Genomic DNA, 21,716 nt, shown 5'->3' with positions numbered 1-21,716 from the left:
AATGGCAGCTGGACGAAATGGGCCTTTAGCGGCACTGGATATAGGAACAACAAAAATTTGTTGTTTTGTGGCGGTTGAAGAAACCTCGGGTCTTCGTGTGAAAGGTATTGGTCATCAGGTCGCCCGTGGATTGAGGGCCGGCAGTATTACCAATATGGAGATGGCTGAGGAGTCCATTCGATCTGCTGTGGATGCTGCCGAGCGAATGGCTGGGGAAACCATTCGGGAAGTGTATTTGAGCGTTTCTGCTGGCCAGCCGGCCTCTCAGACAGTCGAAGTTGAAATGTCGCTTGCCGGTCAGGAAATAGGCGAGCGGGATTTGCAAAGAACGCTAAAAGAGGCAAAGGCGAGTTATAACCCGGAAAACCGGACTGTGATCCATGCGCTGCCTGTCGGTTACAATGTTGATGGAAACCGGGGTATACGAGATCCGCGCGGAATGTATGGTGAAAATCTTGGCGTCAGCATGCATATGGTTTCCATCCTGAACAGCCAGTATCGCAATATGATCAATTGCGTGGAGCGCTGTCACTTGAGTGTGGCGAAAGTGGTGTCTGCACCCTATGCGTCGGGACTTGCCAGTCTGGTTCAGGATGAAATGGATCTTGGGGTTACGGTAATTGATCTTGGTGGTGGTTCGACATCGTTCGCCGTTTTTTACGATGGTGAAATGGTTTTCAATGAGGTTATCCCGGTCGGAAGTGCGCATGTTAGTAATGATATTGCCCGCGGACTTTCCACGACCCTCAGCAATGCGGAACGCATGAAGACTCTTTATGGTAGTGCGATTTCCAGTCCTGCTGATGAAAAAGAGTTGATTGATGTGCCGTTGATTGGTGAAGCGGATCATGAAGTTGCGAACCATGTTCCCCGCTCCATGTTGGTCGGTATTATCAAGCCCAGAATTGAAGAAATTCTTGAACTTGTCAGAGATCGGCTCTCCCAATCCGGATTTGAAAAGGTCGCTGGACGACGTGCAGTGTTGGTCGGAGGCGGCTCTCAACTGGCAGGAGTGCAGGAGCTGGCAAGTCGAATATTGGATAAACAAGTCCGCATGGGTAAACCTATGCGTGTTAAGTCACTAGCCGATGCAACTGGTGGTCCAGCGTTTGCAACTGCCGCGGGACTTTTATCCTTTGCGGTGAAAGAAAATTTTGACGATCACGCAAACCTGTTAATCGGTGATAAAACCCCGAAAAACCGCCTTTTGCGAATCGGAAATTGGTTTAAAGAGAATTTTTAAATGAAAAAAAATGATCAAAAATCATCAATATGTAAGAAGTAGGGTTCCATTACCCACAATATTTGGTATTAATTAACTATCAGGTTGCTTGGAGAAGGAGGGTAGTACTGTGGGGATTAATTTGTCAGTACCAGACCAAACAGAACTGAAGCCAAAAATCCTAGTGTTGGGTGTCGGCGGTGCCGGTGGCAATGCCGTAAACAATATGATCAATTCCGAACTTCAAGGGGTGGAATTCGTCGTTGCCAACACGGATGCGCAGGCTTTAAAACAAAATTTGGCGAAAGACCGAATTCAACTGGGAGCTGAGCTTACAGAAGGATTGGGTGCTGGTTCCAAGCCACAGGTTGGCGCAGAGGCCGCGGAAGAAGCGATCGACGAAATCGTCTCGCATCTGAAAGGCTGTCACATGTGCTTTATCACTGCCGGAATGGGCGGTGGTACCGGAACAGGCGCGGGCCCGATTGTCGCAAAAGCGGCGCGTGAACTCGGTATTTTGACCGTTGGCGTGGTTACCAAGCCATTTCAGTTTGAAGGCAATCACCGTATGCGGATTGCCGAAGCTGGTATCGAAGAATTGCAGCAGTATGTTGATACCCTGATTATTATCCCCAATCAGAACCTATTCCGTATTGCTAACGAAAAAACCACTTTCGCTGATGCTTTTAACATGGCCGATGATGTTCTGCATTCAGGCGTTCGGGGCGTCACTGACCTGATGGTTATGCCTGGGCTTATCAATCTTGATTTTGCGGACGTCAACACCGTTATGAGCGAAATGGGTAAGGCGATGATGGGAACTGGTGAAGCTGAAGGCGAAAACCGGGCCATTGAAGCCGCTGAAGCCGCTATTTCCAACCCGCTTCTGGATGATGTTTCCATGAAGGGAGCGCGTGGCGTTCTGATCAATATCACGGGTGGTATGGATTTGACGCTTTATGAATTGGATGAAGCTGCGAACCGGATCCGCAGTGAAGTCGATCCGGAAGCCAATATTATTGTTGGTTCTACTTTTGACAAAGACATGGAAGGCACCATGCGTGTTTCCGTCGTGGCAACCGGAATTGATGCGGCTGAGCAGATGCAGCCAGTGGCACCAAATGTCACATCTTTGCTGAAAGTGTCTGGCGATACCAAGCGGACAGGCTGGGGCGGTAGCAATTCTTCACCAGCGCCGACACCTGCGCAGAACGCTGAAAATTTCGCGTCATCCGGATTTGGTGCAATTGTTCCGGATAGTGCGTCTGCCGGTCACCCAATGATGAGTGCGGATGCAGACAATGTTTCTTCTGACCTGCACGCAGGATCTGTCGAGGGTCTTGTTTCAGAGAGCAGTCTTGCATTGGATACTGAGCCTGACCTTTTGGCCGGCATCGATGTGGAAATGGAAGAGAGCGATGCTGTCAGTCAAAATGCAGACGGACATAACGCACCGTTTAAAGCACCGCCGGTGATCAAGGTTGAAAAGCGTCAAGAGGATTTAATTAATCCTGACGCGCGTCGAAGTGCTGAAGAGGCTTCCGAGCCACGCCGTAAACGCAAGGGGCCAAGTCTGTTTGAGCGTATGACAGGGGTGGGTCGTGTAAATCGTAAAGCTGAGGCTGAGCGCGCGGCAAGAGAAGAGCAGGCCGCGGCACAGGCAAAGCAGGAACCTGTTGCGTCTCAACCCTCCAAGCCGGTTGAAGAGACAGTGAGGCAGGAAGCGCTTTCTCCTTCTGTTCGAATTGAGCAAAAGAAAGAAGATGAAGACCTTCTTGATATTCCTGCTTTCTTGCGCCGTCAGGCCAACTAAGCATAAACGGGATTTGCCCTGAATTTTAAAACCGGAAGCATGTCTGTGCTTCCGGTTTTTTTGTGCTGGTGACCTGCTGAAATTCTTTTGTTTCAATCAGGAAATATTTAGTAACAAAGAGTGATTTGTCTTGCTCCAGCAAATTAAGTAGAAATAAGCTGTCGAAAATTAGCAGGAAAAGCCACAATATTATGGTGACTTATCAGAAGACCTTACGGAATAATATAAGCTGCACAGGCGTTGGTGTTCATAGCGGTGAGCTGATTAACATGACGATCAAGCCCGCGCCCGCCAATACTGGTATCGTTTTCAAGCGTACAGATGTTGCTGAAGAGGTGGCGGTTATCCCTGCGCGCTATAATATGGTCTCTGATCTCATAATGTGCACAACCATTCAAAATGACGCGGGTGTCAAAGTGGCAACCATTGAGCATTTGATGGCAGCGTTTTCCGGCACAGGTGTTGATAATGCAATTGTCGAGCTGAACGGCTCTGAAGTTCCAGTGATGGATGGCTCCTCCGCACCGTTTGTTTTTCTGATCGAATGTGCAGACATTGTAGATCTTGCTGCACCCCGCCGGTTTATCAAGGTTTTGAAGGAAGTCAGCGTCACTGAAGGGGATGCACGGGCGGTTTTGTCTCCCGGCGATAATGTGTCAGTTGCCTTCGAGATTGACTTTGACAATCAACGTATCGGTAAACAGAATTGCAGTTTCAATTTGCGCAATGGCACCTTTAAGAACGAACTGAGCCGGGCACGGACTTTTGGTTTTTTAAGTGAACTTGAACAATTGAAAGAAATGGGATTGGCGAAAGGCGGCTCTTTAGAAAACGCAATTGTATTGAGCGGTCAAGACATTCTGAATGAAGAGGGCTTGCGGTATAATGACGAATTTGTTCGTCATAAGGCTTTGGATGCAATTGGTGATCTGTATTTGGCGGGCTCTCCAATTATCGGGCAGTTCCATGGATATCGGTCGGGTCATGCGCTTAACAATAAATTGCTGCATGCGTTTCTGGCAGATGATCGTGCCTGGTGCTATACGACCGAAGCTCCAGTGAGAGCGTCTACAATAGGCGGGGCTCATTGGCCAATGCAGCAAGCTGCGGCGCCTGCAACAGCCTGAATTACCAAGTATTACTAATGCAAAAAAAAGGCACGGTTGATGACCGTGCCTTTTTTAATGGAGGCTGACTGACGTCAGGCTGATTTCCTCTTGCGTTCTTTGCCGGCCAGGCTTTTTATCAAGCCGCTGACAGCAGAGCGTACCGCAGGTTCATTGATTTCACCATAATTACGCACCAATTCAATTGTTGAGCGGTTCTTGCCACCATGTTCAAGGGGGGAGCTTGTTGTGAGGGGTTCGAGCTGTTCAAAAAAGAATGCAACGTCTACTTCTAGTCGTTGTGCGATCTCGTACAGTCTTCCGGCACTAACGCGGTTCGCGCCAGTTTCATATTTCTGCACCTGCTGATAGGAAATTTCAAGCGCTTGGGCTAGATGTTCCTGAGTTAGGCCCATCATGGTTCTTCTTTCCCTGATGCGTTCGCCCACGTGATCGTCAACTCGTTTTGCGAGTTTGCTCATAAGCTGGTACCTTTCTCTTTCTTTGGGCGTCTGGACCACCCAAATTACTACTACTTCGATAAAAAGGGTAAGGGGAACGGCGCAAATTCCAATCCTTTGGATCACTTCTTATCAGAAGAAGATCAGAAAATACTAATTACCCTTATTGGTAATGTAGCACACGGACTGTAAAAAGAAAATCTACTAAAATTCTACCTAAGCTAACATTCTGTATTATAAAAGTTAATTCTGATATCATTTTATTTTTAGGCCCATTAAGATTGAATTATCGTGAATCTGTTTCACGTCTTTAGAAAAGATGAAGCATCGCTTTCCATCCGGTTTGATATTGTCTAAAATGGCGCTAATTTTCTTCCAAAGCCTGGAAAGTGGGTATGGTCAAATTTTTGAATTCGACAGTTCGCAATGCGTTGATAATTGGCGCAACAGCGATCGTATTGCTGGGTGGGTGTAGTTCTGATGAGGTGGATACCTATCAGGAACAGCCTGTTCAGAAACTGTATAACGAAGCCTTGGCTGCCCTGAATAATGAAGAATATGCAGCGGCTGCAAAAGGGTTTGATGAGGTGGAGCGGCAGCATCCGTATTCTATCTGGTCCAGTAAAGCGCAGGTGATGTCGTCATTTGCCTATTATCAGAGTAATAAATACGATCAGGCTATTCTTGCGGCTGAACGGTTTATTGAACTGCATCCAGGCAACAAAGATGTCCCTTATGCTTACTATCTTATCGCCATTTCCTATTATGAACAGATTACAGGTGTGGGCCGGGATCAGAAAGTGACACGACAGGCATTGGATGCTTTGCAAACATTGGTCCGTCGTTTTCCAAATACAGAATATGCGCGGGATGCACAGCTGAAGATTGACCTGACACTGGATCACCTTGCGGGTAAAGAGATGGAGATTGGTCGTTATTATTTGAAGACTAATAAATACATCGCGGCGATCAACCGGTTCCGTCAGGTTGTTGAACGGTATCAGACAACGTCGCATGTTCCCGAAGCTTTACACAGGATTACAGAAGCTTATTTGTCGCTTGGAATTGAAGACGAGGCAAAAACAGCCGCTGCAGTTTTGGGATATAACTTTCCCGGAAGCGAATGGTATCAGGATAGCTATGCGTTACTTGACGACAATTATCTCAGGCCGGAGGTAAAGGAAGATTCCTGGATTACCAAAGCCTGGAAATCCGTTTTTTAAATCCGTAGCAGATGCTTTCCTCCCTTAATATTCGCAACATCGTCCTTATCGACAAGCTGGATTTGTCGTTTGAAGAAGGGTTGTGCGTTCTAACGGGTGAAACAGGTGCAGGTAAATCAATCCTCCTCGATAGTCTGGCGTTGGCACTCGGCAGTCGCGCCGATACGGGCCTCATCAGGGCTGGAGAGGAAAAAGGAACGGTGAGCGCTGAGTTCCTGTTACCCGGTAATCATCCAGTTTTTGAGTTGCTCACGGATCTTGATATTGATCATGGAGACGCTTTGGTTCTTCGTCGGATCATCAGCGCCGATGGCCGAAACCGGGCCAGCATCAATGATCAATCCGTAAGTGCCTCGTTACTGAAGGCGGTGGGCGAACAACTGGTCGAAATCCATGGGCAAAATGCCGAGCGTGGGCTTCTGGATGCGCGAGGACATCGGAAAATCCTCGATCTATACGGTCAACTGGACAATGTACGGAAAAACGTATCAAGCCTTTATGGTGACATGCATGCCGCAAACACGGCACTTCAGGAGGCAATCGAGGCTGTAAATCAGGCAAAAGTAGATGAAGAATACTTGCGCCACGTTGTCGCCGAGCTGGAGGAACTTTCGCCCCGCGAGGGTGAGGAAGAAGAATTGGCGGAAGCACGGTCCGAACTGATGCATGCCGAGAAAATTGCAGACGCCCTTAAGGACGCTGAAAAAGCACTGAACGAACATGGTGGCGTCGAAGGAAAAATCAGAACTGCGACACGGGCAATTGAACGGGTTGTGGAAAAGTCAGCGGGCAAGCTGGATCCAGTATTGGACGGCTTGGAACGTGCGGCGATTGAAATGGCGGAAGCGGCCATGATTATCGATACGGTCGGACGGGACCTTGAGATCGACCCTTCAGGGCTTGAGCATGTAGAAGAACGGCTTTTTGCGCTACGGGCCGCCGCGAGAAAGCATAAATGCGAAGTGTCTCAGCTCCCGGTCGTACAGAAGGCCTTTCAAGAACGATTGGAGGCGGTCGAGCATGGGGATGCCGAAATCGTTCGTCTGACAGAATTATCCCGACAAGCCCGGGAAGCGTTCATTGCCGCAGCGTCCAATTTGCGAGAGAAACGGATCAAAGCTGCGAAGCGGATGGATAAGGCGGTGATGGCGGAGCTAGAGCCTTTGAAGCTGGGAAGCGCCCGGTTTGAGTCCCTTGTTTTTGAATTGCCGGAAGAAAACTGGTCGTCTGCCGGTATGGATCGGGTGGAGTTTCAAATCGCGACCAACCCGGGAAGTTTGCCCGGGCCCTTGATTAAAATTGCATCTGGCGGTGAATTATCTCGCTTTATGCTCGCCTTGAAGGTCGTTCTTGCGCGTTCAGGATCTGCGCCTACGTTGGTTTTTGATGAAGTAGATCGCGGTGTTGGCGGAGCAACAGCCGATGCTGTGGGGGAGCGGCTGTCACGTTTATCCGATGAATTGCAGGTGTTGGTTATAACACATTCACCTCAAGTTGCAGCGGCTGGCGCCGCCCATTGGAATATCCGAAAATCGGGCTCCGACGGATCAACCAGAACGTCAGTTGATCGATTGGATGAGACACAACGTGCTGAGGAGATTGCGCGCATGTTGTCCGGAGCCACTGTCACAAGTGAAGCAAGGGCAGCAGCCAAAAGTTTGATGGAAGGATAAGGCACGATGCAGGATGCCTCGAACCTGTCACTTGAAGAAGCGGCGGAAGAACATAGAGAGTTGTCAGAAACACTGAAAGCCCTCAGTGCGGCCTATTATCAGGAAGACGCGCCGAGGGTTGACGACGCTGAATATGATGTACTGTTCAGGAAGCTTCAGGAAATCGAAGTCGCTTTTCCTGAACTTGTGAGTGATGAAAGCCCTACTCAACGGGTTGGGGCCGCACCTGCGAAAGGGTTCGGCAAGGTTCGCCATTCCGTACCAATGCTTTCTTTGGACAATGCCTTCAATAGTGAGGATTTACGAGAATTCGAGGGGCGCGTTCGGCGGTTTTTAGGGCTGCCACATACAGAAGATGTTGCCTTTTTCGCGGAACCTAAAATTGACGGACTTTCGGCGTCCTTACGCTATGAAAATGCGCGATTTGTGCAGGGAGCAACGCGCGGTGATGGTCAGGAAGGCGAGGATATAACGGAGAATCTGAAAACATTACAGGATCTTCCACTGCGTCTGAAGGGCGACAAAAACCTGCATCCAGACGTTTTTGAAGTGCGCGGCGAAGTTTATATGTCTATTTCTGATTTTCAGATATTGAATGAAAATCAGGCGAAAGCGGGCCAAAAGATATTCGCAAATCCTCGTAACGCCGCGGCGGGGTCGCTTCGGCAACTGGATAAAAAGATTACCGCATCCCGGAAACTAAGATTGTTTGCCTATGCCTGGGGGGACGCGTCGGAGGTTCCGGGGCTGACACAATCGGAAGTGCTAGAGCAGTTTTCTCAATGGGGGTTTTCTGTCAATCCGTTGTCCAAGGTGTGTCACAATATGGAAGAGGCCATAGACGCCTACCGTAAAATCGAAGAACTGAGGGCAACTCTGGACTACGACATTGACGGCGTGGTGTTTAAGGTAAACCGTTTGGATTGGCAAAGCAGGCTTGGCTTTGTCAGCCGTAGCCCTCGCTGGGCCATTGCCCATAAATTCCCGGCGGAAAAGGCGACAACGCTTGTAAAGGATATTGAAATACAAGTCGGGCGCACGGGTGCGTTGACACCTGTCGCCCGTCTGGCGCCTGTCAGCGTTGGCGGAGTGGTTGTTTCTAACGCCACGCTCCATAATGAAGAAGAAATAGAACGTAAAGACATCAGAATTGGTGATACGGTTGTCATACAACGCGCCGGTGATGTTATTCCACAAGTCGTTGAAGTGCAGGTCGACAAACGGGATGAAAGTACCAGCGAGCCGTTCCAATATCCGACTGTTTGTCCCGTATGCGGTAGCCATGCTGTGCGAGAAGTAAATGCGCTTTCGGGCAAAGTGGATGTGGTTCGTCGCTGTACCGGCGGTCTTATATGTGACGCACAAGCGATGGAGCGTCTGAAACATTTCGTCTCTCGAAATGCGTTTGATATCGATGGCTTGGGGGCAAAACAAATAGAGCTTTTCTTTACGTTGGGTTGGGTGAAAAGTCCCGTTGATATCTTTGCCCTTGAAGAGGCTGACAAGACACGGCTGCAAAAAATTAAAAATCTTGAAGGCTTCGGGGAAAAGGCCGTTAAAAATCTATTTGAGGCGATCAATCAACGCAGAGAGATAGAGCTGGACCGGTTTATTTTCGCGTTGGGTATTCGTCATGTCGGGCAAGGAAACGCCCGGCTTCTCGCAAAAAATTATCTCACTCTGGAAAATCTTCTAAACGCCTTTTCTGCTGAACAGGCGGATCCTGGAAAAGTCTATGTGGATTTATTAAACATTGATGGGATCGGTGCGGCCGTAGCAGATGCGGTCAAAGAGTTCTTCACAGAAGAAAAGAACCGTGAAATTCTGAAGGCGCTGCAAAACCAATTAGTCGTTATTGATTTTGAAGCACCGTCCAACGATAGCCCGGTTGCTGGAAAAACCGTCGTTTTTACCGGCTCATTGGAGCTAATGACCCGTGCAGAAGCCAAGGTCAAGGCAGAGGGGCTCGGCGCTAAAGTCAGCGGATCTGTGTCCGCCAAAACAGACTATGTGGTGGCGGGGGCCAAGGCCGGATCTAAGCTTAAAAAAGCCGAAGACCTTGGTGTCGCTGTTGTAACCGAACAGGAATGGCTGGACCTGATCGGCGGTTAGGCGAAAGATTACAGGGTCTCGGTTGCGGTTTTCAGCCAGCGCTTAACGTCGCCGTCAACCAGCGGTGAAATCTTGTCCCAGACATTTTGGTGATAAGTGTTCAGCCAGGCTTTTTCAGTGTCAGTCAATAGAGTTTGGTCAATCAGATGTTTGTCTATTGGCGCGAAAGTCAGTGTTTCAAAGGCCAGCATGTTGCGTTCTGCGCCTTTCAATTCAGGAGCCGGCTGGACAGCAACCAGATTTTCAATCCGTATGCCATACGCGTTGGTTTTATAGTATCCGGGCTCGTTCGATAAAATCATGCCCGGTTGAAGCGCTACGGTGTTTGGCATTTTTGAAATGCGCTGCGGACCCTCATGTACAGAGAGATAACTTCCAACCCCATGCCCTGTTCCGTGGTCATAGTCCAGTCCTTGCGACCATAAGGGCAGTCGGGCGAGTGCGTCCAGTTGACTACCGGTCGTACCCGTTGGAAAAATGGCTTGAGCCAGCGCAATATGACCCTTCAAGACCAGTGTAAAGCGGTTCATCATTTCTTTTGACGGTGAACCAACAGCAATCGTTCTTGTTATATCGGTGGTTCCGTCAAGATATTGACCGCCACTATCCACCAAATAAAGATTACCGTTTTCAAGCGGTCTATTACTCGCTTTTGTCGCCCGGTAGTGAACAATCGCACCATTTGGTCCGGCCCCTGAAATCGTCGAGAAGCTCAAATCCTTGAAGAGGTCCCCTTCCTCACGGAAAGATCTTAGTTTCGCTTCGGCCTTCAATTCGTCAATCGTACCGGTGGGGGCCTCTACTGATAACCAATGAAGAAATTTAGCGATCGCTGCGCCATCCCTAATATGCGCGTTTCGCGTACCCTCAAGCTCAGTTGCGTTCTTGATAGCTTTCGGCAACATGCAAGGATCATCTGCTCGGTGAATATGAGCTCCCGCTTTGATAAGGGCGGACGCAATCCATTGACTGGTAGAACTTGGATCAATCTGTACATTTTTGCCCTTTAATGCCGTAAGGGCGTTCCCAAATTCAGCCCGATCATGAAGGCGCACGGCATTACCAAGATGGCCTTGTAAATCATCAGATACCTTTTCCTGAGAAATGAAGTAATCAACCGTACTGTCCCTATGCGAGATAGAGAAGCCAAGCGGGAACGGTGTGCTGGGAAGGTCAGCGCCCCTGATATTCAGCAACCACGCAGACACATCTGGTAGGGTATGAATGGCCGCATCCTGACCGTTCGCCTTGAGAGTTTGGGCAAGTTCTTCACGTTTCTTCGCCGAGGAAAGACCTGAATATTCGTCAGGGTGCGGAACAACAAGCGCCAAAGGTTCTTTCGGCCTGTCTTCCCAAATTGTGTCGATGGGATTTTGGGTTATCTCTTTGACCGTTATATCGAGCTTCTGGGCTAATGCCTTTAGGGCATTGGCATTGGTCTCGGTATGAAGCCAGGGATCAAACGCTAATATGTCACCGGGTTGTAAGTTCTCGGAGAGCCATTCTGTTAAAGGCTCGTCAGAGACATGACGAGGTGTGAACAAGGCGGTATCAACCTCTTGACGTACCTGCAAGGTATAACGACCATCCACAAAGATAGCGGCTTTGTCTTTTAAGACAGCCGCCATTCCGGCGGATCCAGTAAAACCGGTTAGCCATTTCAATCTTTCTGATGCCGCTGGTGCGGCTTCTCCATGGAACTCATCACTTAAAGGAACCAGGAAACCGTCGACCCCTTGCTGGGATAATGCTTCTCGCAATCGTTCCAAGCGGTCTGCGGTATCTTCCGGTGACAGAATGGTGGCTTGAATATTTTGACGGAATTCATTGCGGACCTGACGCATCAGATCCTGAAAATCATCGTTGAGTTCTCCAACAAGATGCGAGAAGACACGGTCATTGTCCGGCCGGTCTGGTGCGGCTGCCGCTGCTTTTAAGGAAGAAATAAGAGAGGCGAAATCTAAATCGCGCCTGTTGTCCTGTATATACTGCTCTAGTTTTGAATAGGCTGTCATAGTCTGTTCCGACACCGGCTTTCCCTGAAATTCCAATCATTTACTCATGGAATATGGCTTATCTGCACGGGGAATACAATCCAAGCTATGCATTTTTTGCAATGCACCATTTCGATCTTAGCGGTCAAATTTGGCCTTTAAGGTATTGTTTTTTATTGTGTGCGGTGCAATATAAGATCCATCACGTAAGTTTGGTATGGAGAAAAAAATGTTTAGTCGGAATGAAAAATACGGTCAAGCCCTGCACCTGCAGTATGGCTTCGATTTTGTCGCTCAGGATTCTCAGACTAAGACTAAATCTGGACTTTGGGCACTGCTCAAGACGTTTTTCCATATGAACAATTCGGCAGAGACAACACAGCCCTCAACGGGGAACGTGGAAGTTGATCTGGACCGCACAACAATTGAGCAAGCTGTAAAAAGCGAACTTCGGAATATTGACGCTGCTGCGAATGAAAACCAGCAGGAATTATTTAACGGCAAAATTGCCTGATTTCACCGCGCCCGGACCGAGTGGCGATGTGTGTTGGAGATGAAAAATGATTAGCTTTACAAACAAAGACATTGAAGCTCTTGCTTTATTAAACCCAGTATCTGCAAACAATAACATGATTGATGTGGATACGTTGATTGCGAAAGCGCACCGTCAGAGAAGTGAACATTTGCGGATCATGATCTCGGCAGTTTCTGAAAAATTGAGCGCTGCAATTTGGACAAGACGTGAAAACAGCAAAGCAGCTTCTATTCTTCGCGGTATGAGCAATCGGGAACTCCGTGATATCGGAATTACCCGCGCTGAAATCGATCAAGTGATTTATGGTAAGCAGGTGTCCAACGGCGGTTTGCTGAAAAAAGTCTCTGGCGTTGTTGCTTCTCTTGCAAGCCGTTATGCGCAGTGGCGCGACCACCGCAATGGTTTTGCTCAATTGATGGCAATGGATGCCCGTCAACTAAGTGACATTGGGCTGACACGGGGTGATGTTGCCGCAGCTGTCTCCGGCAAAGTGCCATTGGCTAACGATAACACAGCCAAAAGAAACGACGGTCGCCAGGTTAGCTAACGACGCAAAAGCCCAAGTGACCAAAAAGCCCGGTATTATAATACCGGGCTTTTTTTATGTTTTCAGGATCAGGCTATGCCAGTCGCCAATTTTGTAGCGCTTATGAAGGTGCAATCCCTGCAACCGATAAGCGTTTCGGACCATATTTTCCTGCTTGCCTAGCAATCCGGATAGAACCAGAACGCCACCTGTGGAAAGTGCGGCCGTGATTTTCGGGGCCAATGCAACGAGGGGCCATGCCAGAATATTTGCTGTGATCAGGTCGTATGGGGCTGATTTCGCTAAAAGCCTGTTATTCAAGCCAGTTGCCTCTTCTACACGAACGAGAGGTGAAAGACAGTTTAACCGGGCATTTTCTTTTGTGGTGATCACTGCATCCGGATCAATATCACTGGCGAGAACTGGGCGGCCCCACGCTTTTGCAATGGCTAACGCCAAAACACCAGACCCGCACCCCAGATCCAGAGCATTGAAAATGGTGCGTTCCTTGTGGATATCGTCCAGCGCTAATAAACACCCAAACGTGGTTTCATGGAGCCCAGTACCAAAGGCGCGCCCGGCATCAATGGTCAGATCATGAACCGAGCTGGATGTATGTTTGGGGTCATGAGATCCATGAATGTAAAATCGGCCCGCGGAAACAGGCGGTAATTGTTTCTGGCTTTCTGAAACCCAGTCCCGCTGAATAAGGGGCGCAATTTCGAAAACATATTCATCCGGAACTTGATCTAGCAGGGTCTGATCTGGTTGATGGTCGAAAAGAATGTCCAGTCGCCAAAGGCTGCCATCCGATACAATTTCTGCAAGAGAGGTTGTCAGGAAATGTTCTTCAAATATCTGTTCAATTGCATCAGACTCCGGGAGAGGCAGGTTTATTGATAACTGCCAGAGAGTCGGGTCAGGCTGGTTCGACAAAATTTTCCATCACTTTCTTGGTGCCTGCTTTATCGAAGGCAACTTCCATTTTTGGGCCATCTTTTTTAAGGACCCGTCCATAACCAAATTTTTGATGAAAAACGCGATCACCGATTGCAAGGCCCGTATCGCCTGAATTAACAGGCTTGGTACTGTTATCTTTTAAACTTCGATTTTGTGCGGCGCGCCGTTCCAGCACATGGGAAAGTTGCTGAGCGGTGTTGGCGCGCCACGAACTTTCTATCTCATTTGATTGAGAACGGCTTCCATAAACACCTTGGTCACTCTCAGATGCAATATGCTCTGGTGGTAACTCGTCGACAAAACGGCTCGGCAAGGACGATTGCCATTGCCCGTGAATTGTTCTGTTGCTTGCATGGCTGACATAACAGCGGACTTTTGCACGGGTGATACCGACATAGGCAAGCCGGCGTTCTTCTTCCAACGCTTTTATGCCGTTTTCGTCCAAGGCCCGTTGATGCGGAAACAAACCTTCTTCCCAACCGGGAAGAAAAACGGTGTCATATTCCAGACCCTTGGCGGCATGCAGTGTCATAATGCTGACCATATCCGAAGATTTGTCTTCATTATTTTCCATGACAAGCGCGACATGTTCCAGAAATTCACCTAAATCCTCATAATCGGAAAGCGCTTTGCTCAACTCCTTCAGGTTTTCCACCTTACCTTCAGATTCCGGGGCCTTGTCCTGCTTCCACATGGCAAAGTAACCACTGTCTTCCAGAACGGTCTCGACAAGCTCTGACGGGGAGACAACGTCTTTCAATTCGCGCCATTTGGTAAGGTTATGGCATAGCTCGGACAATCCGGCATTTGCTTTGCCTTTGAACAGGGCGTTTTCCGCCGCATAAGCAGCACTTCGTGAGAGGGCGAGCCCTTGTTCGTGGCTGATCTCTCTTAACTTATCAAGTGCCTTTGCGCCCAATCCCCGTTTGGGAAGGTTGTATATGCGTTCAAAGGCGAGGTCGTCATTTGCCTGATTGATAACACGCAAATAGGCGAGAACATCTCGGATCTCACGGCGTTCGTAAAAGCGCAGCCCGCCAATAACACGATACCGGATGCCCATTGAAATAAAGCATTCTTCAAAGGCACGGGTTTGGAAACTGGCCCGCACAAGAATAGCCATGTCAGCCAGCGACGTGCCTTTTCTTTGGTGGTTTTCAATTTCGTCAGCTACCCATCGGGCTTCCGCATTGCCATCCCAAAGCCCTTTGAGGACGACCTTTTCGCCTGGATTGTCTTCAGTCCATAAGGTTTTCCCCAAACGTCCTTCGTTTTTGGCGATCAGGCCTGATGCAGCCCCTAGAATATGAGACGTAGACCGGTAATTCCGTTCCAGTCTGACAACAGTCGCACCGGGGAAATCATCTTCAAATTTCAGGATATTTCCAACTTCGGCACCGCGCCAGCCGTAGATTGATTGATCGTCATCCCCAACGCAGCAAATGTTCTTGTGCTTTTGTGCAAGCATCCGTAGCAACAGATATTGCGCAACGTTTGTATCCTGATATTCGTCCACCAGAATATATTTAAACCGGTTCTGATATTGTTGGAGTATGTCCGGATGGGCTTGGAAAATACCAAGCGGATGCAGCAGAAGGTCACCAAAGTCGCATGCATTTTGGGCTTTCAGGCGATCCTGATATTCTTTGTATAACGTGGCAGCCTTACCATGGGCAAAACCCTCGCTGTCCTGCCGTCCAACCTGATCGGGCCGCAACCCCTTGTCCTTCCACCGATCAATAACAGAGGCCAAACCGCGCGGGGGCCATTTTTTGATATCGACACTGTTATCGGTGAGGATTTGTTTCAGCAGGCGAAGTTGATCATCCGTATCCAGAATCGTGTAATTCTGCCCCAATCCAACGAGTTCAGCATGGCGCCGAAGAAGCCAGACACCAATTGAATGAAAGGTACCCAGTTTAATTTCGATGGCAGCCGGGCCTACTATATTGGCGGTTCTTTCCCGCATTTCTGCTGCTGCTTTGTTGGTGAAGGTGACAGCAAGAATTTCCCATGGTTTGATAGGGCGGGTGTTTAGAATATGGGCAAGACGCGTTATCAGGACTCGGGTTTTACCGGTTCCTGCGCCCGCTAGGACAAGGACAGGTCCATCAACGGCTTCAACTGCTGAGCGTTGTCCGTCATTCAGCCCATCGAGATAAGAAAGGTCTGGCGCCTGCGGTGCAGGTGCAGCGTCAAAATTTGCGATATCAAAACTGTCATCCATAATGGCATGGTATAAACCATGAACATCCATCAGGCTATCAAATTTCAGTGTTCTTTCGGGTTGGTTTTTCGTCCTGCATGTGGAGAAGGGCGTCATTATATTCGCGCAATACATCCGAGGAGTGCAAAAGTCCGATAAGTCTGCTGTCCTTGGCCGTATCGATTACGGGTAGGATATCCGCCCCGGACTTTGTCAAAATAAGCAACGCGGATTTGAGGCTTGATTCTGCGAAGAGAACAGGACTGTTCTGCTGAGCAAGGTCGCTTGCCGTCAGGTCCTGATCCAGTTCATCGGCGAAAACATGGGGCTTTAAATCAGCAAACTCCAAACGCCCAACAAAGGCCTTGGTTTCCGGGTCAACGACGATCAGTTTATCGTGGCGAGTGTTTTTGGCGATGCTACGCAGTTCCGGCATATGCGCATCGGGTGAAATTTCCACAAACTCTCGGTCCATGATCCCTCTGACTTGCCTGTTCTGCAGATATCGAAGTGCTTTGTTTTCCTTAATATCAATGTTTCGGCCGGCAAGCTGGGTCTGGAAAATGCTGCGCCCGATCAACTGTTTGCTAATGAGCGTTGAAACGGCAACTGCCAGCATAACCGCGATGGCGATCTTATAATCACCGGTTAGCTCAAACACGATGAGGATTGTTGAAATGGGCGCGCCCAGAACAGAAGAGGCTACTGCCGTCATCCCAATGATTGCATATAACCCATTGCTGGCGGCCAATTCAGGAAATGCTGACGCCGCGATGATGCCAAATGCGCCGCCGGTCATGGCCCCAACAAAGAGAGAGGGTGAGAAAAAGCCGCCCCCAAATCGACTGCCCGTCGTAATTCCAACGGCGATCGTTTTTACAACAATCAGCGACAGAAGAAGTATCAGGTCATATTCTTCCTTAAGGGCGCTATCGGTCGCCTCATAACCTGCTCCAATTATCTGCGGAAACATCAATGCGATCACGCCGAGAACCAGTCCGCCTGAGGCCGGGCGCAAAATCTCGGGAATCTTAAAGCGGTCAATGGTCCGTTCTGAGAAGCCAATACTCCAGATAAACAAGAGGCCAACAACGGCAGAGACGACGCCAAGCAGACCGATCGCCGGAATTTCCCACCAGGAAACGATCTGGTAATTGGGGATGATGAATGCAGGAAAGTCACCAAGATGAACGCGACTGACGACAGTGCCGATGACGGATGCCAGAACGATAGGGGCGACTGCCTGGGTAGCGAAAGAGCCAATCACGACTTCAAGGGCAAAGAACATACCGGCAATGGGGGCGTTGAAAGATGCGGCAACAGCAGAGGCAACACCGCACCCGATAAGGGTTGTGTAGTAGGCTGAAGGAATGCGCATTCTTTGACCGAGCTGGCTGCCCAACATTGCACCAAAATGTGCAATTGGCCCTTCTCGACCGCCCGACCCACCGGTGCCGAGCGAGACGGCACTTGTCAGAAAGGTTCCAATGCCCGGTATTAACTTCATCTTCCCTCTTTTAACCAAGACAGACTCGATAATATCCGCAACGCCTTCCGGACGTCTGTCGGGCATGCAATATTTCAGGAAAATACCGATAATCAAACCGCCGAGGACAGGGACAATAAGAAATTGCCACCAAGGCAGGTTCTGAGCATTGGTAACGACAAGTTCACTATCAAAACCATAAAAAATTTCTTGAACGTTATTGATGAGTAATCTGAAAAGCAGAGCGCCATATCCGGCTAGAAGACCAACAAGCAATGACGCGATCGTTAGTTTTAACGAGAGATTACTGCGCAAAGATTTGAACGAGGTAATCAGATCTTTTTGTTTTAGGTTGTGTCCAAATAAAGCCATATGCTTACTGTTATCACTTATTTTTATTGCTCCGCAAGCGTACGGTGCTGTTTGATGATCGGAACTGGCGCGGTTGCCGATGCATTATTCAAGATACGGGCTCATCCATCGAAACGGTTGAGCGTCGAACCGCTGGATCGGTTTGTACTCACAGCCAACCCAACCGACATAGCCTTCCCTGTCGAGCATATCAAAAAGGTAGGGATAGTTTAACTCTCCGATATCAGGGTCGGTTCTGCCGGGTGTGTTGGCAATTTGAATGTGCTGGACATAGGGAAGGGCTTCCGCAAGACGGCGGCTCACATCGCCATGAATTCTCTGGCAATGATACATGTCAAACTGAAGCCGAATTCTTGGAGTGTCGAGCTCTTTCACCAGCCTTAATCCCAAATCAAAGTCGTTTAGTAAATAGCCCGGAATGTCATGGTTGTTAATGGGCTCGATCAGGAATGTGAGGGTCTGAGAGGGGGCAAAGGAAATTGCCTTCTCAAGGGATTGTTGAAAGTAATCGAGTTGTTGACTTTGAGAGAGCGTGGTATCTCTAAGCCCGGACATGACATGCAATTTTTGGCAATTTAGTGCCGAAGCATAACGATAAGCCTGTTCGACAGAGGCCTGATATTCGCTTTGCCGCGCGGGAAGGGCCGCAAGACCTCTATCACCTGCGGACCAGTCACCGGGCGATAGATTGAAAAGTACTTGCGTCAATTGGAGGCGATCCAGTTCCTCTTTCAGTGTATCAGCTGGCCAATCATACGGGAATAAATACTCAACCCCTTTAAATCCCGCATTTGCAGCATGAGAAAACCGATCCAGAAATGGAACATCCTGAAACAAGAAACTCAAATTTGCGGCAAAGTGCGGAATGAGATGTCTCCTGATGAAACGTTAGCGGGTTTCTTCTACAATCGGTTTTGCAAAAGACGGCGCTTGATCCCAGGGAAACAGGATCCAGGTATCCTGACTGACTTCTGTTATAAATGTATCAACGCGCTGGCGGCCTTTCGGCTTGGCATATATGGTTGCGAAATGAGCTTCCGGGATCATGTCTCTGACATATTTAGCCGTAATCCCGCTATCGACGAGGTCGTCGACAATCAACCAACCTTTTCCATTGTCTGGAATGTCCAGCCCTTTGATAATATTCACTTCGCCTACTGTTTTATCGTCGCGATAAGCCGCGATACAAACAGTTTCAATATTGCGAACGTCGAGTTCCCGGGCGACAATCGCAGCAGGCACCAGACCGCCCCGTGTAACCGCAACGATCCCTTTAAATGGTGCCAATTCCATCAACCGCCATGCCAATGCTCGACCATTGCGATGCAACTCTTCCCACGAGACGGGGAAATATTTTGTATAATCAGCTTCTTCGGACATCTCTTCAGACCTCATTTGATAACGTTTCTGTTCTTTAGACCGACTAGGTATTTTTGAAAAGGGCTAGAATGACGTCAGTTCCCCATTTTGTGTATTTTTTTTCTAAAACCGGTTAATATAAGCGCATGGGTACAAAATCTCCATCAGAGGCGCAATTGCGCTATCTAAAGCTAGGCCACTCCCAAGCAGGAGGAAAACTTCCTCTGTTTGACAGAAATGGTCAGCAAATCAACCCGGCTACCATTCGAAGCTGTATTAAGGCGGGGTGGGCAGAACCCTGGTTTGTCAATCCCATTAAGAAGGACTGGCTTGTTTGTAAATTGACGGACAAAGGCTTTAATGTCCTTGAAAATGAGGCTATCGCTTTAAAAAAGTGAGCGGGATCGCACTTTTTCGAGATTGATAAAATTCAGACTGGTTCTTGTTTTAGCACTGTGCCAAGCTTGCGCGATATCAATGTTGATAAATGGGGGGCTCCATGACCGGTACGATAGAAGCGTTGGCTTTTGCCACTGCTCTTTTCCTTGTAATACATATTTTGCCGTCAAGTTTTTTAAGACAAGAAATCATTCAAAAAATTGGTTTAAACGGATATTTGGGAGGGTACAGTCTTCTGTCAGCCCTGTCTCTGATCTGGATGATCTGGGCCTATTTTGAGGCCCCGTACGGCCCGGTTTATTGGGAAGTGGGGAATTGGGCGCGGTATGTCGCAATTGCTGTCATGCTTCTTGCGTCCATTTTGTTTGTTGGTCCTTATACAGGTGCCAGTGCAACAGCGATCGGCGGGCAGAAAAAAATCAATGACCAAAAAACGCGTGGTGGTCTGAACGCCATTACACGCCATCCGCTGATGTGGTCTTTGACCCTTTGGGCGGGGGTGCATCTGTTAAATAACGGCGACCTCAAATCCCTGATTTTCTTTGGCGGGATGGGCGGCCTCGCGCTTGCCGGAACCTTTCTCATTGATGCAAAGCGCGCACGGGAAGTCGGGGCCGACTGGAAAGACTTTATTGCTCATACGTCAAATGTTCCGTTCTTGGCCGTCATTCGCGGGCGTGCCAGCCTATCGGTGAAGGCGCTTTGGTGGAAAGTTTTGCTTGGCGTTTTTGTCTTTTTCGCCTTTTTCCACCTCCACACGATGGTGATCGGCGTTTCCCCGTTCCCAATGTAAGAGTTTAGAACCTGAATTCAGAGAATGATGCAGGTGGTATTTCCGTGGGCGTAGATTTTACCGTCTTCGCCCACAAGCTTCGCGTCAGCAGTTGCAATTTTGCGGCCCTTGTGAATAACTTCGGCGGTACAGGTTACCCGGCCCATCCCCGGTTTCATGCCGCGGACATATTTTACATTCAGGTCGACAGTCGTATATTTTTCACCGGGCTCCAGTGTCGTATGGATTGAGCATCCCAACGCGGAATCGAGGATCGTTGCAGCATATCCGCCATGGATAGAGCCGATCGGGTTCAGGTGTTTTTCCGCCGGCTCCCCTGAGAAGACAACTTTGCCATGTTCAATACTGTCCAAATCGATGCTCATAGTTTCGGCAATTGGTGGCCGTTTTCCACTCATGAATGCCAGTTGCATCTGTTCAAGACCAGTCATTTGACTGAAGTCACTGGGGAATGGTTTTTTGTCCGGGGTACTGGGCATCATATTTTCCTACTCAAGAGAACTCCAAAGAATATAGTCATTTTCGTTTAAACGAAAATATGCTAAATCTGAATAATCTTCATACAAAAATGTATAAATATGAATTGGGATACATATCGTTATTTTCTGGCTGTTGCAGAAGAGGGTAGCCTTTCTAAGGCTGCGCGAAGGCTATCCGTCAGTCAACCGACAGTGGGCCGGCAAATCGCGGAACTGGAACAACGCACCGGAACCGTTCTGTTCAATCGTGCTTCACATGGGTATTTCCTGACAGATGCAGGCACGCAGATTCTTCAGAATGTTCAGAGTATTTCCTCAGAGTTCGCAGCGGTAGAGCAGCGGTTGGAAGGTCTTGATAAAGAATTTTCTGGCCGCATCCGGATATCTACGACAGAAGGCTTTGGTGCGTATTGGCTAACCCGGAAGTTAACTGAATTTCAAACCCAGTACCCGCAAATCGTCTTTGAACTTCTTCTGGATGTTCAACCGTTGGATCCCCGGCGGCGTGAAGCTGATATCGCGGTTCGCATTAACGATCCTAAGCACGACACAATGATCGGTAGGGTCGCAGGACAGGTTGGTTTTGGATTTTACCTGTCCACTGCCTATATCGACCGGTTTGGGTGTCCTGAAACACCGGACAGGCTGAAATATCACAAATTCATCGATTGGAACCACAATGGGAACGGCTTTATCTTGACGTCAACGTTACGACAAATTGTCGGCCCTGCAGATGTGGTTCTGAAAACGGATACGGTCGCGGCTCAAATTCAGGCAGTGCGAAGTGGTGCCGGTATTCTGTTTGCACCGCACTATATGGTGTCACAATTCCCGGATACGCATCTTTTGTTTAATGAAACGCTCTCTGGTAGCGCCGATTTGTGGGTGCTTACATATAAAGAGTTGCAGAATACCCCCAAGGTAAGGGCGGTACTGGATTTTCTGTTCGATGCAATAAAGGCAGACCAGGAATTTCTGGCCCATGGTCTGCCTTAAA

General features: G+C 48.7%; 19 protein-coding genes. 11 read left to right on the top strand and 8 right to left on the bottom strand.

Features of this window, described 5'->3' with window-relative positions:
- The first annotated feature begins 1 nt into the window (after window position 1).
- The 3 genes from ftsA to lpxC all read left to right on the top strand — a co-directional run bounded on the left by ftsA (window position 2) and on the right by lpxC (window position 4,162).
- Window positions 2–1,243, top strand: a complete 1,242-nt coding sequence (gene ftsA, locus OIR97_RS13605; protein WP_169542809.1) for a cell division protein FtsA — start codon at window positions 2–4, stop codon at window positions 1,241–1,243.
- Between the two features lie 109 nt (window positions 1,244–1,352).
- Entirely contained in the window at window positions 1,353–3,035 is a 1,683-nt protein-coding gene (gene ftsZ / locus OIR97_RS13600; protein ID WP_169542808.1) for a cell division protein FtsZ, read from the top strand.
- A 191-nt stretch (window positions 3,036–3,226) separates the two neighbouring features.
- Window positions 3,227–4,162, top strand: a complete 936-nt coding sequence (lpxC, locus tag OIR97_RS13595; protein ID WP_219821511.1) for a UDP-3-O-acyl-N-acetylglucosamine deacetylase — start codon at window positions 3,227–3,229, stop codon at window positions 4,160–4,162.
- A gap of 74 nt (window positions 4,163–4,236) precedes the next feature.
- Here lpxC and OIR97_RS13590 read toward each other — a convergent pair whose 3' ends face one another.
- Window positions 4,237–4,623: a helix-turn-helix domain-containing protein gene (locus OIR97_RS13590; RefSeq protein WP_169542807.1), complete on the bottom strand. Its 387-nt coding sequence runs from the start codon at window positions 4,621–4,623 to the stop codon at window positions 4,237–4,239.
- A 374-nt stretch (window positions 4,624–4,997) separates the two neighbouring features.
- On the opposite strand from OIR97_RS13590, the gene OIR97_RS13585 reads away from it, so the two are divergent.
- Genes OIR97_RS13585 through ligA form a run of 3 tightly spaced genes read left to right on the top strand, consistent with a single transcriptional unit; the run spans window position 4,998 to window position 9,610 of the window.
- On the top strand, window positions 4,998–5,825 hold the full coding sequence (locus OIR97_RS13585; RefSeq protein ID WP_169542806.1) for an outer membrane protein assembly factor BamD: 828 nt from the start codon (window positions 4,998–5,000) through the stop codon (window positions 5,823–5,825).
- 11 nt (window positions 5,826–5,836) lie between these two features.
- Window positions 5,837–7,498: a DNA repair protein RecN gene (gene recN / locus OIR97_RS13580; RefSeq protein ID WP_169542805.1), complete on the top strand. Its 1,662-nt coding sequence runs from the start codon at window positions 5,837–5,839 to the stop codon at window positions 7,496–7,498.
- Between the two features lie 6 nt (window positions 7,499–7,504).
- The gene (ligA, locus tag OIR97_RS13575; protein WP_169542804.1) at window positions 7,505–9,610 is read left to right on the top strand and encodes an NAD-dependent DNA ligase LigA; all 2,106 of its coding nucleotides are present in this window, start codon (window positions 7,505–7,507) and stop codon (window positions 9,608–9,610) included.
- A gap of 8 nt (window positions 9,611–9,618) precedes the next feature.
- Here the strand turns inward: ligA and OIR97_RS13570 are convergent, their stop codons facing one another.
- The gene (locus tag OIR97_RS13570; RefSeq protein WP_219821510.1) at window positions 9,619–11,640 is read right to left on the bottom strand and encodes an aminopeptidase P family protein; all 2,022 of its coding nucleotides are present in this window, start codon (window positions 11,638–11,640) and stop codon (window positions 9,619–9,621) included.
- 193 nt (window positions 11,641–11,833) lie between these two features.
- On the opposite strand from OIR97_RS13570, the gene OIR97_RS13565 reads away from it, so the two are divergent.
- Both OIR97_RS13565 and OIR97_RS13560 read left to right on the top strand, forming a co-directional pair.
- Window positions 11,834–12,118, top strand: coding sequence for a hypothetical protein (locus OIR97_RS13565; protein WP_169542803.1), 285 nt, complete (start codon window positions 11,834–11,836; stop codon window positions 12,116–12,118).
- A gap of 46 nt (window positions 12,119–12,164) precedes the next feature.
- Complete coding sequence (locus tag OIR97_RS13560; protein WP_169542802.1) at window positions 12,165–12,686, top strand: DUF1127 domain-containing protein; 522 nt, start codon at window positions 12,165–12,167, stop codon at window positions 12,684–12,686.
- Window positions 12,687–12,740: 54 nt separating this feature from the next.
- Here OIR97_RS13560 and OIR97_RS13555 read toward each other — a convergent pair whose 3' ends face one another.
- The 5 genes from OIR97_RS13555 to gpt all read right to left on the bottom strand — a co-directional run bounded on the left by OIR97_RS13555 (window position 12,741) and on the right by gpt (window position 19,069).
- The gene (locus OIR97_RS13555) at window positions 12,741–13,601 is read right to left on the bottom strand and encodes a 50S ribosomal protein L11 methyltransferase (RefSeq protein ID WP_169542801.1); all 861 of its coding nucleotides are present in this window, start codon (window positions 13,599–13,601) and stop codon (window positions 12,741–12,743) included.
- Window positions 13,585–15,882 (bottom strand): ATP-dependent helicase, encoded by a 2,298-nt coding sequence (locus OIR97_RS13550; protein WP_219821509.1) that lies wholly within the window; start codon window positions 15,880–15,882, stop codon window positions 13,585–13,587. The genes OIR97_RS13555 and OIR97_RS13550 overlap by 17 nt, the downstream gene beginning before the upstream one ends.
- A gap of 7 nt (window positions 15,883–15,889) precedes the next feature.
- The gene (locus tag OIR97_RS13545) at window positions 15,890–17,689 is read right to left on the bottom strand and encodes a chloride channel protein (protein ID WP_169542800.1); all 1,800 of its coding nucleotides are present in this window, start codon (window positions 17,687–17,689) and stop codon (window positions 15,890–15,892) included.
- Window positions 17,690–17,773: 84 nt separating this feature from the next.
- Window positions 17,774–18,535, bottom strand: coding sequence for a hydroxypyruvate isomerase family protein (locus tag OIR97_RS13540; RefSeq protein WP_181017819.1), 762 nt, complete (start codon window positions 18,533–18,535; stop codon window positions 17,774–17,776).
- A gap of 42 nt (window positions 18,536–18,577) precedes the next feature.
- Window positions 18,578–19,069 (bottom strand): xanthine phosphoribosyltransferase, encoded by a 492-nt coding sequence (gpt, locus tag OIR97_RS13535; RefSeq protein ID WP_169542799.1) that lies wholly within the window; start codon window positions 19,067–19,069, stop codon window positions 18,578–18,580.
- A 125-nt stretch (window positions 19,070–19,194) separates the two neighbouring features.
- Between gpt and OIR97_RS13530 the strand changes: the two genes are divergently transcribed.
- Both OIR97_RS13530 and OIR97_RS13525 read left to right on the top strand, forming a co-directional pair.
- Window positions 19,195–19,446: a hypothetical protein gene (locus tag OIR97_RS13530; protein ID WP_169542798.1), complete on the top strand. Its 252-nt coding sequence runs from the start codon at window positions 19,195–19,197 to the stop codon at window positions 19,444–19,446.
- A 101-nt stretch (window positions 19,447–19,547) separates the two neighbouring features.
- Window positions 19,548–20,240, top strand: coding sequence for an NnrU family protein (locus tag OIR97_RS13525; protein ID WP_169542797.1), 693 nt, complete (start codon window positions 19,548–19,550; stop codon window positions 20,238–20,240).
- Window positions 20,241–20,257: 17 nt separating this feature from the next.
- Here OIR97_RS13525 and OIR97_RS13520 read toward each other — a convergent pair whose 3' ends face one another.
- Window positions 20,258–20,722, bottom strand: a complete 465-nt coding sequence (locus tag OIR97_RS13520) for a PaaI family thioesterase (protein ID WP_169542796.1) — start codon at window positions 20,720–20,722, stop codon at window positions 20,258–20,260.
- A 96-nt stretch (window positions 20,723–20,818) separates the two neighbouring features.
- On the opposite strand from OIR97_RS13520, the gene OIR97_RS13515 reads away from it, so the two are divergent.
- Window positions 20,819–21,715 (top strand): LysR family transcriptional regulator, encoded by an 897-nt coding sequence (locus OIR97_RS13515; protein WP_169542795.1) that lies wholly within the window; start codon window positions 20,819–20,821, stop codon window positions 21,713–21,715.
- Window position 21,716: the final 1 nt, after the last annotated feature.

Origin of the sequence: Sneathiella aquimaris (assembly GCF_026409565.1) — a bacterium.
Classification (GTDB): Bacteria; Pseudomonadota; Alphaproteobacteria; order Sneathiellales; family Sneathiellaceae; genus Sneathiella; species Sneathiella aquimaris.
This window is presented reverse-complemented; position numbering and strand designations above follow the sequence as displayed.